Annotated in this window: 12 protein-coding genes; 6 read left to right on the plus strand and 6 right to left on the minus strand. The window is 72.2% G+C overall.

Annotation, left to right across the window (positions count from 1 at the left end; genetic code table 11):
- Positions 1-6: 6 nt before the first annotated feature.
- On the minus strand, positions 7-1,104 hold the full coding sequence (gene sepH / locus DEI82_RS07665; RefSeq protein WP_111012500.1) for a septation protein SepH: 1,098 nt from the start codon (positions 1,102-1,104) through the stop codon (positions 7-9).
- Positions 1,105-1,402: 298 nt separating this feature from the next.
- Between sepH and DEI82_RS07670 the strand changes: the two genes are divergently transcribed.
- Positions 1,403-1,699 (plus strand): DUF4193 domain-containing protein, encoded by a 297-nt coding sequence (locus DEI82_RS07670; protein WP_111008960.1) that lies wholly within the window; start codon positions 1,403-1,405, stop codon positions 1,697-1,699.
- 121 nt (positions 1,700-1,820) lie between these two features.
- On the opposite strand, the gene DEI82_RS07675 is transcribed toward DEI82_RS07670, so the two are convergent.
- Positions 1,821-2,252, minus strand: a complete 432-nt coding sequence (locus DEI82_RS07675; RefSeq protein WP_111008803.1) for a DUF3093 domain-containing protein — start codon at positions 2,250-2,252, stop codon at positions 1,821-1,823.
- A gap of 39 nt (positions 2,253-2,291) precedes the next feature.
- On the opposite strand from DEI82_RS07675, the gene dut reads away from it, so the two are divergent.
- The 5 genes from dut (at position 2,292) to dxs (ending at position 9,315) form a co-directional block, all read left to right on the plus strand.
- Positions 2,292-2,822 carry a dUTP diphosphatase gene (dut, locus tag DEI82_RS07680; RefSeq protein ID WP_111036396.1) on the plus strand — a complete coding sequence of 177 codons (531 nt, stop codon included), beginning with the start codon at positions 2,292-2,294 and terminating at the stop codon, positions 2,820-2,822.
- Positions 2,819-3,526: a DUF3710 domain-containing protein gene (locus tag DEI82_RS07685; RefSeq protein WP_111036397.1), complete on the plus strand. Its 708-nt coding sequence runs from the start codon at positions 2,819-2,821 to the stop codon at positions 3,524-3,526. The genes dut and DEI82_RS07685 overlap by 4 nt, the downstream gene beginning before the upstream one ends.
- Positions 3,526-4,302, plus strand: coding sequence for a DUF3159 domain-containing protein (locus DEI82_RS07690; RefSeq protein WP_111036398.1), 777 nt, complete (start codon positions 3,526-3,528; stop codon positions 4,300-4,302). Before DEI82_RS07685 ends, DEI82_RS07690 begins: the two co-directional genes overlap by 1 nt.
- 70 nt (positions 4,303-4,372) lie before the next feature.
- A complete protein-coding gene (locus tag DEI82_RS07695; protein WP_111036399.1) occupies positions 4,373-7,210 on the plus strand; it encodes an aconitate hydratase in 2,838 nt (945 codons plus the stop codon).
- 155 nt (positions 7,211-7,365) lie between these two features.
- Entirely contained in the window at positions 7,366-9,315 is a 1,950-nt protein-coding gene (gene dxs, locus DEI82_RS07700; RefSeq protein ID WP_111036400.1) for a 1-deoxy-D-xylulose-5-phosphate synthase, read from the plus strand.
- A 105-nt stretch (positions 9,316-9,420) separates the two neighbouring features.
- Here dxs and DEI82_RS07705 read toward each other — a convergent pair whose 3' ends face one another.
- From DEI82_RS07705 to DEI82_RS07720, 4 genes are all read right to left on the minus strand, one after another.
- Positions 9,421-11,589, minus strand: coding sequence for a 3-hydroxyacyl-CoA dehydrogenase NAD-binding domain-containing protein (locus DEI82_RS07705; RefSeq protein ID WP_111012497.1), 2,169 nt, complete (start codon positions 11,587-11,589; stop codon positions 9,421-9,423).
- A 1-nt stretch (position 11,590) separates the two neighbouring features.
- A complete protein-coding gene (locus DEI82_RS07710) occupies positions 11,591-12,802 on the minus strand; it encodes a thiolase family protein (RefSeq protein WP_111008810.1) in 1,212 nt (403 codons plus the stop codon).
- A 77-nt stretch (positions 12,803-12,879) separates the two neighbouring features.
- Positions 12,880-14,148 carry an HRDC domain-containing protein gene (locus tag DEI82_RS07715; protein ID WP_375334615.1) on the minus strand — a complete coding sequence of 423 codons (1,269 nt, stop codon included), beginning with the start codon at positions 14,146-14,148 and terminating at the stop codon, positions 12,880-12,882.
- A complete protein-coding gene (locus tag DEI82_RS07720; protein ID WP_146242859.1) occupies positions 14,141-14,737 on the minus strand; it encodes a DUF3000 domain-containing protein in 597 nt (198 codons plus the stop codon). The genes DEI82_RS07715 and DEI82_RS07720 overlap by 8 nt, the downstream gene beginning before the upstream one ends.
- Positions 14,738-14,883: the final 146 nt, after the last annotated feature.

Below are 14,883 nucleotides of genomic sequence, written 5' to 3' on the forward strand. Positions count from 1 at the left end.
GCCGGATCAGGCCAGGTCGTCGTCCGGCCGCGTGCCGAACACGATCTCGTCCCAACTCGGCATCGCCCGTCGGCTCCGCTTCTTCCGGTCCGGTCGGCCTCCGTCGGGCTGCTCCGCGGTGGAGCCGGACTCGTCCGCCCGGGGCGCGGACGACGGGCGGCCGCCGTCGCCCACCGGGTCGTCGACCCCGTCGGCGTCGCCGACCTCGCCGGGAGCGAGGGTGTCGAGCGGGATGTCCACGACGGTCACCGACCGGCGCTGCCGGTCGTCCCCGCGGCGGTCGTCCGAGTGGTCGCCGAACGTGGCGGCCTCGCGCTCACCGCGCCGGCGCCGCAGCGCCTCGAGCAGGTCGGCGGTCTCGTTCCCCGGGCCCCGTTCCTCGACGGCCGGCGCGCCGATGCGCGGCAGCGGTGCGCGGAGTGGCGGACGGTCGGCGGCCTCCCGGTCCGGTGCCGGACGCTGGTCGGTCTCGACCCGGAACGCGCCGGAGTCGAACCGGGTGGACGCGCTGTCCTCGGGCTCCGGATCGACGGCGCGGAGCCGAGGGGTGAGGCCCTCGTCGTCGTCCTCGCGCGACAGGCGGTGCGCGTCGCCGTTGTCGGGCGTCAGCGTCGAGGTCTTCGGGTCGAAGCGCCACTGCGCGTCGTGCTCGACCTCGTCCGCGATGTAGTGGACCTGCACCTGCCAGCCGTGCTCGACGTCCTTCCGGCTGGACCAGCGGACGTCGGTGGCGTCGCCGGCCTCGAGCCGCGCCGTGATGGCGTCACCGAAGACCTCGGGTGCTCCCGCTTCGCCCGTGACGGAGACGCGTCGGGCGGCGTCGAGCACGAACGACCGCTCGGCCATCACCGGCCCCTCGAACCGACGGACGTCCTCGACCGCGACGCCCATGAGCTCGGCGACCTGCTCGCTGCTCAGCCCGGCGCGGATGCGCGCCTGGATCTCCTTGGGCGGGATCCGGCGGTGCGGCTCGCCCTCGGCGGGGCTCGCCTGGCGGACCTGGCCGGACAGCGAGGGGGTGACCGCGAGCCGGTACTCGCTCCCGGAGTCGGTCGCGAGGAGGATCGCGCCCGGTTCCACACCGATGACTCTCACGTCTTGCATCTGTCCGCCTTCCCGTGCATGCGTACAGTCCGGAAGTGTGCCACCCGCCCGACCCCGCGACCGGGACGTCGTGGGCGTGCCGCGCGGAAACGTCGTCGGCCTCGTGTCCGTGGCCGGCCGCTGACGCCGGTGCCGACGATGGCGTGAAGACGGGCTGGAAGCGGGAATGCGCAGCCGGCCCGACGGGTTGCACCGCCTGCTGGAGCACCGGATCGCACGGTTTGCGAATCATCGGTACTTGATGCAAACTGTCGCCGCCGATCCCGGCGACGACCCCTCTCAACGAGAACGGATGGGCATGGCCACCGACTACGACGCCCCTCGGAAGACCGACGACGACTCCGAGTCGATCGAGGCACTGAAGGAGCGCGTCCCCGACAAGATGTCGGGTGTCGTGGACGTCGACGACGCCGACAACCCCGGCAGCTTCGAACTCGCCGGACAGGACCTCTCCGACGTCGACCTCGACGTCGTCGTGCTGCCGCCGCAGGTGGACGAGTTCACCTGCGTCGAGTGCTTCCTCGTGAAGCACCGCTCGCAGCTCGACCACGAGACGAAGCTCGGTCCCGTCTGCATGGAGTGCGCCTCGGCGTAGCCCACACCCCGCACGTCGAACGGCGCCGGATCCCGATCGGGTCCGGCGCCGTTCGTCGTCCTCCCGACCGGCGCCGTTCGTCGTCCTCCCGACCGGCGCCGTTCGTCGTCCTCCCGACGGGTCAGCGTCCGAGGGCCGCGACGACCTGGTCGGGGTGCCGCACGGACACCAACCAGTACGGGGTCGGGTCCTGCGCGTCGGCGACCTCGACCTTGACCACGCCGTGGACGTAGCCACGGAAGAGCGTCCATGCACGCGCGTCCAACGTCGGCCCGCGCTCGCGGGTCGCCGCGCTGCCGTCGTACCCCTGCACCGCGCCGACCGCGCTCCGCGGCAGGTGCGCGCGACCGGCCCGGAACTCGTCCTCGGTCACCTCGACGATCGGTGCGAGCAGCCAGAGCATGACGAGGACCGCGAGCTCCATGCCGATCGCGACGACGACGCCGACGGTGGTGTTGATGGGCAGGAACACGAGCAGGCTGGCGGGGATCACCAGCGCGGTCGCGAGGTAGAGGGTCGGGGGAGCCCAGAGTCGTTCGCGGTACACGGTCACCCCCCTATTCGACCACGCCGTGTGCACTACCCTCGTCACGTGACCGAGCCCCTCGACGTGCCATGGACCGGGGCGGACGCCCCTCGGTTCGCCCACCCGGGAGACGCCGGAGCCGACCTCGTCTCCACCGAGGCGGTGGTGCTCGCCCCCGGTGAGCGTCGACTCGTCGGCACCGGCGTGCGGATCGCCCTGCCCGACGGGTACGCCGGGTTCGTGGTGCCGCGGAGCGGTCTGGCCGCCAAGCACGGGATCACGATCGTCAACGCGCCCGGCACGATCGACGCCGGGTACCGCGGGGAGCTCAAGGTCGCCCTGCTCAACACGGACCAGCGCGAGTCGTACTCGGTGGCGGCGGGGGACCGCATCGCCCAGCTCGTCGTGATGCCCGTGCCCGCCGTGCGGTTCGTCGCCGTCGACGAGCTCCCGGACAGCGTCCGCGGACACGGCGGATTCGGGTCGTCCGGGTACGGTACGGCGGTGGACGTGAGCGTGGCGGCCGCCCCCACGACGGAGGGCTCGGCGCACGGCACGCGACCCGGAACGGACGACCAGGAAGGAGCCGGCGCATGAGGATCGGCAGGGGCAAGAAGGGCACCGAGCCCGCCGAGGAGGTCGAGCTCGCCTCGACCACGCCCGAGGTGGACATCGCGGACGAGGCCGACGAGGCGCTCGACGAGGTCGTGACGGTCGAGCCGACGGCGAAGTCGGCTCCTGCGGACCGCGAGGAGAACGGGCCGCTCGACGAGACCGAGGCGAATCCCGTGCGTCCGTACGTCGACCTCGGCGGGGTGAAGATCCTGCCGCGCGAGGGCCTCCACCTCCGCCTCGAGGTCGAGGAGGGCTCGCAGCGGGTCGTCGCGGTCGGTCTCGACTTCGAGGAGTCGACGCTCCAGGTGCAGCCGTTCGCCGCGCCCCGGACGACGGGGCTCTGGCACGAGATCCGCGCGCAGATCGCCGAGCAGATCGGCCGGCAGGGTGGCGTGGCGACCGAGGTGGACGGGCCACTCGGCCCGGAGCTCCGCGCGGACGTCCCGGTGGTCGGCGAGGACGGCGTCACCGACGGCCTGCGGACCGCGCGCTTCGTCGGGGTCGACGGGCCCCGCTGGTTCCTCCGCGGTGTGATCGCCGGCAAGGCGGCGGAAGACCCCGACGCCGCGACCGAGATCGAGGACCTGTTCCGGAGCGTGGTCGTCGTCCGCGGGACGAGTCCCATGCCGCCCCGCGACCTCATCCCGCTCCACATGCCGAAGACGATGCCGACCGCGACGATCTGATGACGTCGGACCCGAGCGCCCCGCTCCCCGAGGACCACGCCACCGACCACGCCGACGCGCTGTCGTTGTCGGCGCAGCTGCGTGACGCGGTCGCGCGGGCCGGCATCGCGCGGGTCGCTCCGGGCGAGGCACCATCGGGTCGGGCGCTCGTCGCGGCGGTCGGCGGGGTGCGCGGACTGGCCGAGTCGATCCTCCCGGGGTTCGCGTTCCTGATCGTGTTCGCCGTCACGCACCAGCTCGTGCCGAGTGTCGTGGTCCCCGTGCTCGTCGGGCTCGTGTTCGTCGGGCTGCGGCTCGTGCAGCGTCAGCCGCTCGTCACCGCGCTCTCCGGGATCCTCGGCGTCGCGATCTCCGCCGGCCTGTCGCTGTTCACCGGGCGCGCCGAGAGCAACTTCGTGCCGGGCATCGTCGTGAACGCGGTGTCCCTGGCCGTGTTGCTCGCCACCCTCGTGGCCCGACGGCCGCTCATCGGGATCGTCGTCGGGCTCCTGCTGCCGGAGGGCGACCACTGGCGCAGCGACCCCGGCAAGCGCCGTGTGCTCACCGTGGCGACCTGGCTCTGGGCGGGGCTGTTCGCCGTGCGGCTCGCGATCGAGGTCCCGCTCTACCTCGCCGCGCAGGTGGAGCTCCTGGCCGGCATCAAGCTCGTCACCGGGGTACCGCTCTACGCGGCGATGCTCTGGGTGACGTGGCTGCTCGTCCGCTCCGTGTTCGGGCAGGTCGCCGACGGCGGCACCGGGGACGTCGACGCCGCCGGAGGCCGCGACCGCGTGTAGCATCTGTCTCGACATCGAGACATCTCGGGCCCGCGACGGAGCGGACCCGACCAGCATTGGAGGCGGCACGATGGCTGCGTTGAACAGCTTCGGTTCGAAGGACGTCCTCACGGTCGGGGGTGTCGACCACGCGTTCCACCGCATCGACACCGTGCCCGGGCACGAGCGACTCCCGTACAGCCTGAAGGTCCTGCTCGAGAACCTGCTCCGCACCGAGGACGGCGCGAACGTCACCGAGGCGCAGATCCGCGCGCTCGGCTCCTGGGTGCCGACCGCGGAACCCGACACCGAGATCCAGTTCACGCCCGCGCGCGTGGTGATGCAGGACTTCACCGGCGTGCCGTGCATCGTCGACCTCGCCACCATGCGTGAGGCGATGGCGGAGATCGGCGGGGACCCGACGAAGATCAACCCCCTCGCACCGGCCGAGCTCGTCATCGACCACTCGGTGATCGCCGACCTCTTCGGGCGTGCTGACGCGCTGAAGGTCAACACGGACATCGAGTACGAGCGGAACGGCGAGCGGTACCAGTTCCTCCGCTGGGGGCAGACCGCGTTCGAGGACTTCAAGGTCGTCCCGCCCGGCACCGGCATCGTCCACCAGGTGAACATCGAGTACCTCGCCCGTGTCACCTACACGCGCGAGATCGACGGCGAGCTGACGGCCTACCCGGACACCCTCGTCGGCACCGACTCGCACACCACGATGGTGAACGGACTCGGCGTCCTCGGGTGGGGCGTCGGCGGCATCGAGGCCGAGGCGGCGATGCTCGGTCAGCCGGTGTCGATGCTCATCCCGAAGGTCGTCGGGTTCAAGCTGTCCGGTGCGATCCCGGCCGGCGTCACCGCGACCGACGTCGTCCTGACGATCACCCAGATGCTCCGGAAGCACGGCGTGGTCGGCAAGTTCGTCGAGTTCTACGGCGAGGGCGTCGCCCAGGTGCCGCTCGCGAACCGCGCGACGATCGGCAACATGAGCCCGGAGTTCGGGTCGACCGCCGCGATCTTCCCGGTCGACGACGTCACGCTCGAGTACCTGCGCCTCACCGGGCGCGAGGAGTCGCAGATCGCCCTCGTCGAGGCCTACTCGAAGGCGCAGGGCCTCTGGCACGACCCCTCGGTGGAGCCGGCGTACTCCGAGTACCTCGAGCTCGACCTCTCGACGGTCGTGCCGTCGATCTCCGGACCGAAGCGCCCTCAGGACCGCATCGAGCTCTCGGTCGCCAAGGACCAGTTCGAGGTCGACCTGGCGAACTACGCCACGATGACGCCGTCGGAAGAGGACAAGGCCGTCGCCGACTCGTTCCCCGCGTCGGACCCGGTGGCCGCCGCGCCCGGCGACGAGCACGCCGTCCAGGACGACGCGGACGCCCAGCCGCCGGAGGTCCCGCTCCACGCCGCCAGCGCGCCGAACACGGCGTCGAAGCCGGTCCGGGTGGCGCTCGACGGCGGCGACGCGTTCACGATCGACCACGGCGCGGTCGCCATCGCCGCGATCACGTCGTGCACGAACACGTCGAACCCGTCGGTCATGCTCGCGGCCGGGCTCCTCGCCCGGAACGCCGCGAAGAAGGGCCTGAAGTCGAAGCCGTGGGTCAAGACCACGCTCGCGCCCGGGTCGAAGGTCGTCACGGACTACTACGAGAAGGCCGGGCTCACCGGGTACCTCGAGGACCTCGGGTTCTACACGGTCGGCTACGGCTGCACCACGTGCATCGGCAACTCCGGCCCGCTGCCCGACGAGATCTCGCAGGCGGTGCAGGACAACGACCTCGCGGTGACCGCGGTGCTCTCCGGCAACCGGAACTTCGAGGGGCGCATCAACCCCGACGTCAAGATGAACTACCTGGCGTCCCCGCCCCTCGTGATCGCGTACGCGCTGGCCGGGTCCATGCACTTCGACTTCGACGCGGACGCGCTCGGCACCGACCAGTCGGGGGAGCCGGTGTACCTCAAGGACATCTGGCCCGACGCGGCCGAGGTGCAGGAGGTCATCGACCACTCCATCGACACCGGGATGTTCACGCACGAGTACGCCTCGGTGTTCGAGGGCGACGACCGCTGGAAGTCCCTGCCGACGCCGACCGGTGACACGTTCGAGTGGGACGCCGAGTCGACCTACGTCCGGAAGCCCCCGTACTTCGAAGGCCTGACGATCGAGACCACCCCGGTGTCGGACATCAGCGGCGCCCGGGTGCTCGCGAAGCTCGGCGACTCCGTCACGACCGACCACATCTCGCCCGCCGGGTCCATCAAGGCGGACAGCCCCGCCGGGCACTACCTGGCCGAGCACGGGGTGGACCGGAAGGACTTCAACTCGTACGGGTCGCGCCGCGGCAACCACGAGGTGATGATCCGCGGGACGTTCGCGAACATCCGCCTCAAGAACCTGCTGCTGGACGGCGTCGAGGGCGGGTACACGCGGGACTTCACGACCCCGGAGGGTGCACAGGCGTTCATCTACGACGCGTCGCAGCACTACCAGGCGCAGGGTGTCCCGCTCGTGATCCTCGGCGGCAAGGAGTACGGCTCCGGGTCCTCCCGCGACTGGGCGGCGAAGGGCACGAACCTGCTCGGCGTCCGTGCGGTGATCGCGGAGAGCTTCGAGCGCATCCACCGCTCGAACCTCATCGGCATGGGTGTCGTGCCGCTGCAGTTCCCGGCGGGCGAGACCGCGGACTCGCTCGGACTCGACGGCACCGAGGTCGTGTCGATCTCGGGGCTCGAGCAGCTCAACGACGGGACGACCCCGCGCACGGTGCACGTCACCGCGACGCCGAGTGAGCACTCGCCCGCGGGTGCCCAGCCCGTCGAGTTCGACGCGGTGGTGCGCATCGACACCCCCGGCGAGGCCGACTACTACCGCAACGGCGGCATCCTGCAGTACGTGCTCCGCTCGCTCGTCTAGGTGACCGGTGGACGGACGGGAGGGAGGGTGCGACTGGCACCGTCCCTCCCGTCCGTCCAGGTCACCATCTGCGCGACGAGCCCCGCGCCGCCAGCAACCAGACCGTTCTGCGGTGGCGCGAATACACTGAGCGTTCGCCCACGAAAGGAGCGTCCGTGAGCCTGTTGTCCGGCATCCGGTCGCCACGCGACCTGAAGCGTCTGTCCGACACCCAGATGGTCGAGCTCGCAGCGGAGATCCGCACGTTCCTCGTGGCCGAGGTGGCGAAGACGGGCGGGCACCTCGGGCCGAACCTCGGCGTGGTGGAACTCACCCTCGCCATGCACCGGGTGTTCGACTCGCCGCACGACCCCATGGTGTTCGACACCGGGCACCAGTCGTACGTCCACAAGCTCATCACGGGGCGACAGGACTTCAGCGGCCTGCGGACACAGGGCGGTCTCGCCGGGTACCCGCAGCGATCCGAGTCCGAGCACGACATCGTCGAGTCCTCGCACGCGTCGTCGTCGCTGTCGTGGGCGGACGGCATCTCGCGGGGGTTCCAGCTCACCGGGCAGAGTGATCGCACCGTCGTGGCCGTGGTCGGAGACGGCGCGCTCACCGGCGGCATGACGTGGGAGGCCCTCAACAACATCTCGGACGACAACGACCGCCGTCTCGTCATCGTCGTCAACGACAACGGCCGCTCCTACGCGCCGACGATCGGCGGCATGGCGCGGTTCCTCAACCAGGTGCGGACGCGGCGTGAGTACCGCGAGATGTACGAGCGCACCCAACGCTTCGCCAGCCACTTCGGGCATCCCGGACGTGCCGTGTACCGGGGACTCCGGGGCGGCATGCACGGGTTCCTGTCGCGGTTCACGAACAACGAGGCGCTGTACTCGAACCTCGACATCAAGTACATCGGACCGGTCGACGGCCACGACGAGCGCGCGCTCGAAGCCGCGTTCCGGCAGGCGAAGGACTACGGGACGCCGGTCATCGTGCACGCGATCACCGAGAAGGGGCACGGCTTCGAGCCCGCGCTCCGTGACGTCGCCGACCAGTTCCACGCCGTCGGGCACATCGACCCCGAGACGGGCGAGTCGCTCGAGAGCGCGAGCGCCGGACCCGCCTGGACGGACGTGTTCGCGGAGGCACTCGCGCAGGCCGGCGACGACGACGAGCGCATCGTCGCGATCACCGCGGCGATGCTCCGGCCGACGGGACTGCACCGGTTCCAGGAGCGGCACCCGGAGCGCGTGTACGACGTGGGGATCGCCGAGCAGCACGCCGTCACCACGGCAGCGGGGCTCGCGTTCGGCGGACTGCACCCGGTCGTGGCGCTCTACGCGACGTTCGTGAACCGCGCGTTCGACCAGGTCCTCATGGACGTCGCCCTGCACCGCGCCGGCGTGACCTTCGTGCTCGACCGCGCCGGCGTCACCGGTCCGGACGGGCCGAGCCACCACGGCATGTGGGACCTCGCGATCCTGCAGGTCGTCCCGGGCATCCGCATCGCTGCGCCCCGTGACGCCAGCACCCTCCGCGAGGAGTTCCGCGAGGCCGTCGCCGTCGACGACGCCCCGACCGTCGTGCGGTTCCCGAAGGGCGCGGTCGGGCCGGACATCCCCGCGGTGCACCGCCTCGCGGACGGCGTGGACGTGCTCCGGTCGGCCTCGGACTCGTCGGACGCCGAGGACGTCCTCATCGTCGCGGTCGGGGCGATGGCACCGATCGCGCTCGACGTCGCCGCGCTCCTCGAAGCGCAGGGCATCGGCGCCACGGTGGTCGACCCGCGATGGGTCGTGCCCATCGCGACCTCGCTCGTCGACCTCGCGCGCGACCACCGGCTCGTCATCACGCTCGAGGACGGCGTCCGCGTCGGGGGCATCGGGACGCGCCTGCGGCAGGACCTCCGCGCGGCGGGGGTCGACACCGCGGTGAACGAGCTCGGGCTGCCCGACGCGTTCATCGACCACGCGTCGCGGTCCCAGATCCTCGAGCAGGTCGGACTGTCGGCACAGGCGATCGCGCGGGACGTGATCGACCAGGTCGTGGGCACGAAGCTGCCGAAGGCGAAGCCCGCCCCCGCTCGCGCGTCGTCGGGCTCGGCGCAGCGCTGACGGCGGCGGGGTCCCCGACCGCCGTCGCACCGCCGGGTGCCGGTCGCACGGGGGCATCCCGGTGTCCGAACGGGATACCCCGGTGCGACGCGGCCGGAGCGGCGCTCAGCGGGAGGCCGGACCCACGATCCGCGGGTCGTGGAACGTGCCGCCGAACACCCGCTCGGACGCGCCGACCCGGTCGAGGTACGGGCTGATGCCGCCCGAGTGGAACGGGTACCCGGCGCCGAGGATCAGCCCGAGGTCGATGTCCTCGACGGCGGAGACGACGCCCTCGTCGAGCATGCGGTGGAGCTCGTCCGCGAGGCCGTCCTCGAAGCGTCGCTGGATCTCGGCCGCGGACGACGGCGTCGCGTCCTTCTTCGCGGGCGCGACGAGTTCCACCGCCGCCCGGTCGTACCCGGTCACGGCGCCCTTCTTGTCGCGCGTCGTGATGGCACCGTGCTCGGCGAGCCGCCGGAGCCCGTCGCCCGGCCAGTAGCGGTCGGGGAACGCCTGGTGGTGGGAGTCGAGCACGTGGGCGCCGACGGGCAGACCGACGAGTTCGAGCAGCTCGAACGGCGACATCGGGAGGCCGAGCGGTGCGGCGCCCTCGGCCACGACCTCGAACGGGGTGCCCTGCTCGACGCCGCGCATCGCCTCGCCGAGGACCCGGGCGAGCACACGGTTCACGACGAAGCCGGGGGCGTCCGCCGTGATGATCGCGGTCTTCTTCAGCGTCCGCGCGACGGCGAGTGCGGTCGAGACGGCCTCGTCCGACGTCCGCGGTGCGCGGACCACCTCGACGAGCGGCATGACCGCGACCGGGTTGAAGAAGTGGAAGCCGACGAGGCGGTCCGGGTGCTCGAGCGCGTCGGCCATGGCCTCGACCGAGAGCGACGACGTGTTCGTGGCGAGGATCGCGTCCGGGGCGACGATCTGCTCGACCCGGCGGAGGACGTCCTGTTTGACGCCGAGTTCCTCGAACACGGCCTCGATGACCCAGTCCGCGTCAGCGAACGGCTCGAGGGACACCGTGCCGGAGACGAGGCCCACGATCCGGTTGGCGTCGTCGGGCGAGATCCGTCCCTTGCCGAGCAGCGCGTCGACCTCGCTGCGGATCCGGGCCACCCCGGCATCGACGCGGCCCTGGTCGAGGTCGGTGATGACCACGGGCACACCGAGACGGCGGGCGAACAACAGCGCGAACTGCGACGCCATGAGTCCGGCACCGAGCACGCCGACCTTCGTGATCGTCCGCGGAGCGGCCTCGGGTGCGCCGACCGGACGCTTGGCCCGCTTCTGCACGAGGTCGAACGCGTACATCGACGCGGCGAACTGGTCGCCGCTGATGAGGTCCGCGAGGGCGTCGTCCTCGGCCGCGAACCGGTCGTCGAGGCTGCCGGAACGGGCGGCGGCGACGAGGTCGAGAGCGACCCGGGGCGAGCGCGGCACGGTGCCGATCCGGCCCGTGACCTGCCCTCGGGCGACCTTGACGACCGTGCCCCAGGTGGCCTTGGCGAGGGTGCCCGGCTCGTTCGGGCGCTGCACCGTCACCCGACCGGACAGCACGCCGTCGGCCCAGCGCAGCGCATCGGTGAGGAACATCGCCGAGGGCACGAGCGCATCGCCGATGCCGAGTTCGACGGCGGTGGGCCCGTCCATGAGCCGGTTGTTCTTCAGCGGGTTCTCCACGATGACGCGGAGCGCGCGCTCGGGCCCGATGAGCCGCGGGAGCAGCGTCGCGCCGCCCCAGCCGGGGATGATCCCGAGGAACACCTCGGGCAGCCCGATGCCCTGCGCCGCGGACGAGAACACGCGGTAGGTGCAGTGCAGCGCGACCTCGAGTCCGCCGCCGAGGGCCATCCCGTTGACGAAGGCGAACGACGGCACGCCGAGGTCGCCGAGCCGCCGGAGGGTGTCGTGTCCGAGCCGGGCGAGCGCGTGCGCGGTCTCGCGGTCCGGCACGCGGGAGGCCTGGGAGAGGTCGGCGCCGGCGGCGAGGCAGTACTGCTTGCCCGTGATGGCCGCGGCGCGGATCGTGCCGGCGGCGGCGTCCGCGCGCACCTGGTCGAGCGCCTCGCCGAGCGCCCGGAGCGACCGCGGGCCGAGCGTGTTGGGGCGTTTGTGGTCCTTGCCGTTGTCGAGCGTGATGAGCGCCAGACGGCCTCCGGAGGGCAGCGCCACGTGCTTGACGTGGGCGTTCGTGACGACCTCGTCGGCCGCGAGCGCCTCGAGTCGGTCGAGCACGGCCTGGTCCGGTGCCGCGGTGGCGTTCGTGCCGGTCGTGGTCATGTCAGGCCGCCTTCCGTGCCGCGCTGCGCGAGAAACCCGGGTTCTCCCAGACCACCGTGCCGCCCTGCCCGAGTCCGATGCACATCGTCGTGATCCCGTACCGGACCTCGGGGTGCTCGGCGAACTGGGCGGCGAGCTGGGTCATGAGCCGGACACCGCTCGACGCGAGGGGGTGGCCGACCGCGATGGCCCCGCCCCACGGGTTCACCTTCTCGCTGTCCTCCGGGATGCCGTAGTTGTCGAGGAACGCCAGGACCTGCACGGCGAACGCCTCGTTGATCTCGAACAGCCCGATGTCGTCGATCGACAGCCCGGCCTTCCGGAGCGCCTTGTCCGTCGCCGGGACGGGTCCGACGCCCATGACCTCGGGGTCGACGCCGGCGAACGCGAACGACACCATGCGCATCTTCGTCGGGAGTCCGTGCTGCTTCGCGCCGTCCTCCGAGGCGAGGAGGCTCATGGTGGCGCCGTCGTTGAGGCCGGCGGCGTTGCCGGCGGTGACCCGTCCGTGGGGCCGGAACGGTGTCCCCAGCGCGGCCAGGGCCTCCAGGGTGGTGCCGGGCCGCGGCGGTTCGTCGCGGTCGACGACGTCCCAGCCCGATCCGGTCGCGACCGCGACGGGGACGAGGTCCGGCTGGAGCTTCCCGGCCTCCCACGCCGCCTGGTACCGCTGCTGGGAGCGGACGGCGTAGGCGTCGGTGCGGTCCTTCGTGATCGCGGGGAACCGGTCGTGCAGTCGTTCCGCGGTGTTGCCCATGACGAGTGCGTCGCCCGCGACCATGCGCTCCGCGAGGAACCGGGGGTTCGGGTCGACCCCGAAACCCATCGGGTGCCGACCCATGTGCTCGACCCCGCCGGCGATCGCGACGTCGGCGGCGCCGAACGCGATCGCCCCGGCCAGGGTCGTCACGCTCGTCATCGCGCCGGCGCACATCCGGTCGATCGCGTACCCGGGAACCGACTTCGGGAGGCCCGCGAGCATGCCGACCGTGCGGCCGAGCGTCAGCCCCTGGTCGCCCTGCTGCGTCGTCGCGGCGACCGCGACGTCGTCCACGGCGGCGCCGTCCAGCGACGGGTTCCGGTCGAGCAGGCCACGCATCGCGTGCGTCGCGAGGTCGTCCGCCCGGGTGTTCCAGAACACGCCCTTCTCGCCGGCGCGTCCGAACGGGGTCCGGACACCGTCCACGAAGACGACGTCTGATGCCTTGGTCACATGAGCCTCCTGATCTTCCTCGATCATCGCCGACGCTATGCCGGGCGCGACCCCGGAGCGAGTCGGTTGGCCGGTTCCTACGAGGCGGACTCGCCGCCCGGCTCGTCGGCCTGTCCGGCTGCCACAAACGCGGCGGCGATGCGGTCCGCGGTCTCCTCGATCTGCCATGGGCGGGCGTCGAGCGCGGCCAGGGCGTCGGCGACGGTCTCGGGCGTCACGGGCGAGGGGGGCTCCCACGCGAGCGTCCGGAGGGTGTCCGGAGTGAGCAGGTTCTCGACCGGGAGCGCGAGCTCCTCGGCGCGCGCCACGACCGCCGGTCGCGCCGCCTTGTACCGGCGATCGGCCGCGGGATTGCGGTCCGACCACGCACGCGGCGGCGGGAGGGACGGCTCACCCGTCCCACGCACCGACGGGAGGTCCGTGGTCGCCCGGCCCTCCTCGACGGCGGCCCACCACCGGTCGAGTTCGCTGCGGCTCGCGCGTCCGGAGAACGTCTTGACGGCACCCAGCTCGCGCTTCGACGACGGGTTCGCGGCCGCGGCGGCGATGATCGCCGAGTCCGGGATCGTGCGCCCGGGCGCGACGTCCACCGCCTGGGCGTAGGCGTCACGCGCCTGCCAGAGCGCCCGTGCGATCGCGAGGGACCGCTGTCCGCGGAGCGTGTGCAGCCCCGAGAGTCGGCGCCAGGGCTCCGCGCGCGCGGGCTTCGGCACGCGCGTCAGGACCGCCGCGAACTCCTGTTCGGCGATGTAGGCCTTGCCGGACCGTTCGAGGCGCTCGGCCATCTCGTCGCGGAGGTCGACGAGGAGCTCGACGTCGAGGGCCGCGTACACGAGCCACGCCTGGGGGAGCGGACGTGTGGACCAGTCGGCGGCGGAGTGCTCCTTGGCGAGGTGGATCCCGAGGAGCTCCTCGACGACCGCGCCGAGGCCGACGCGGCTGAGCCCCGCGAGCCGCGCTCCGAGCTCGGTGTCGAAGATGCGCCGCGGCACGAGCCCGACCTCGCGGAGGCACGGCAGGTCCTGGCTCGCGGCGTGGAACACCCACTCCTCGTCCCCGATGACCGCTTGGAGCGCGGCGAACGCGTCGGCGTCCTCGGCCCTGATCGCGATCGGATCGAGCAGGAACACCCCGGCACCGCGGCGGTAGACCTGGATCAGGTAGGCGCGCTGGGAGTACCGGTAGCCGCTCGCGCGCTCGGCGTCGACCGCGACCGGACCGTGACCGGCGGCGATGTGCGCGACGGCCTGCCGGTACGCCGCGAGGTCCTCGATGACGCGGACGGTCGCGTGGGAGTCCTCGACGCCGGGGTCCGTTCCGTCGGGCGTCGTGCGCTGGTCAGTCACGGGCGAGCCGCCTCGGGGCGAGGAGGGTGACGCCGTCCGACGACGGTGGGAGTCCGGCGAGCATCGCGACGATGTCCTCCCAGGCCCGCACGTGCGCCGTGAGGTCGTCATCGGTGGGGCTCCACGAGGCACGGAGCTCGAGCTGGGCGCCGTCGCCCTGGGCGCTCAGCTCGCCGTAGCCGCGCGAGATGATCTTGGTCGCCGTGCCGGAGGCGTGGTCGTAGGCGGCACCGTGCGCCGCGAGGGCGTCGACGAGCCAGCTCCACGTGACGTCGGCGACGAACTCGTCCACCCCGATCTCGGGCTCGAGGGGCGCCTGGGCGAACGTGACGACGCGGAACGGGCCGTACCAGCCCTCGGGCTCCGCCGGGTCGTACATGGCGATGAACCGACCGGTGCCGAGGTCGGAGTCGACCCCGTGGGCGATCCCCGAGACGTCGGCGGCCAGCGCGAGGGAGTGCGGCGCCACCCGGCTCGGCGACGGGATCTCGGTCACGGTCGTCTCCGACCGGGTCGAGCCCTGGGCCACGAACGTCCGCAGGCGCGCGAACGCCTCGGGTTCCGCGGTCGGTGCAGGGGTATCGGACACCTCTGCAGACTAGGCTCCGGAGCCGGGACCGGGAGGGGCGGCACGCCGTCCGTCGGTCTGCTCGGCAGGGAGGACGCGTGCGATGACCGGAACGGCGTCGTCGGCGCGCCTCGCGAGGAGTGTCCTCACGGTCGGTCTCGGCGCCG

The sequence above is a fragment of the Curtobacterium sp. MCBD17_019 genome (assembly GCF_003234555.1).
Classification (GTDB): Bacteria; Actinomycetota; Actinomycetes; order Actinomycetales; family Microbacteriaceae; genus Curtobacterium.

Bases quoted from the DNA above. Each gene is read 5' to 3' on its own strand.
- sepH (WP_111012500.1), bottom strand. From the start codon at position 1,104: ATGCAAGACGTGAGAGTCATCGGTGTGGAACCGGGCGCGATCCTCCTC.
- DEI82_RS07670 (WP_111008960.1), top strand. From the start codon at position 1,403: ATGGCCACCGACTACGACGCCCCTCGGAAGACCGACGACGACTCCGAG.
- DEI82_RS07685 (WP_111036397.1), top strand. From the start codon at position 2,819: ATGAGGATCGGCAGGGGCAAGAAGGGCACCGAGCCCGCCGAGGAGGTC.
- DEI82_RS07690 (WP_111036398.1), top strand. From the start codon at position 3,526: ATGACGTCGGACCCGAGCGCCCCGCTCCCCGAGGACCACGCCACCGAC.
- DEI82_RS07695 (WP_111036399.1), top strand. From the start codon at position 4,373: ATGGCTGCGTTGAACAGCTTCGGTTCGAAGGACGTCCTCACGGTCGGG.
- DEI82_RS07705 (WP_111012497.1), bottom strand. From the start codon at position 11,589: ATGACCACGACCGGCACGAACGCCACCGCGGCACCGGACCAGGCCGTG.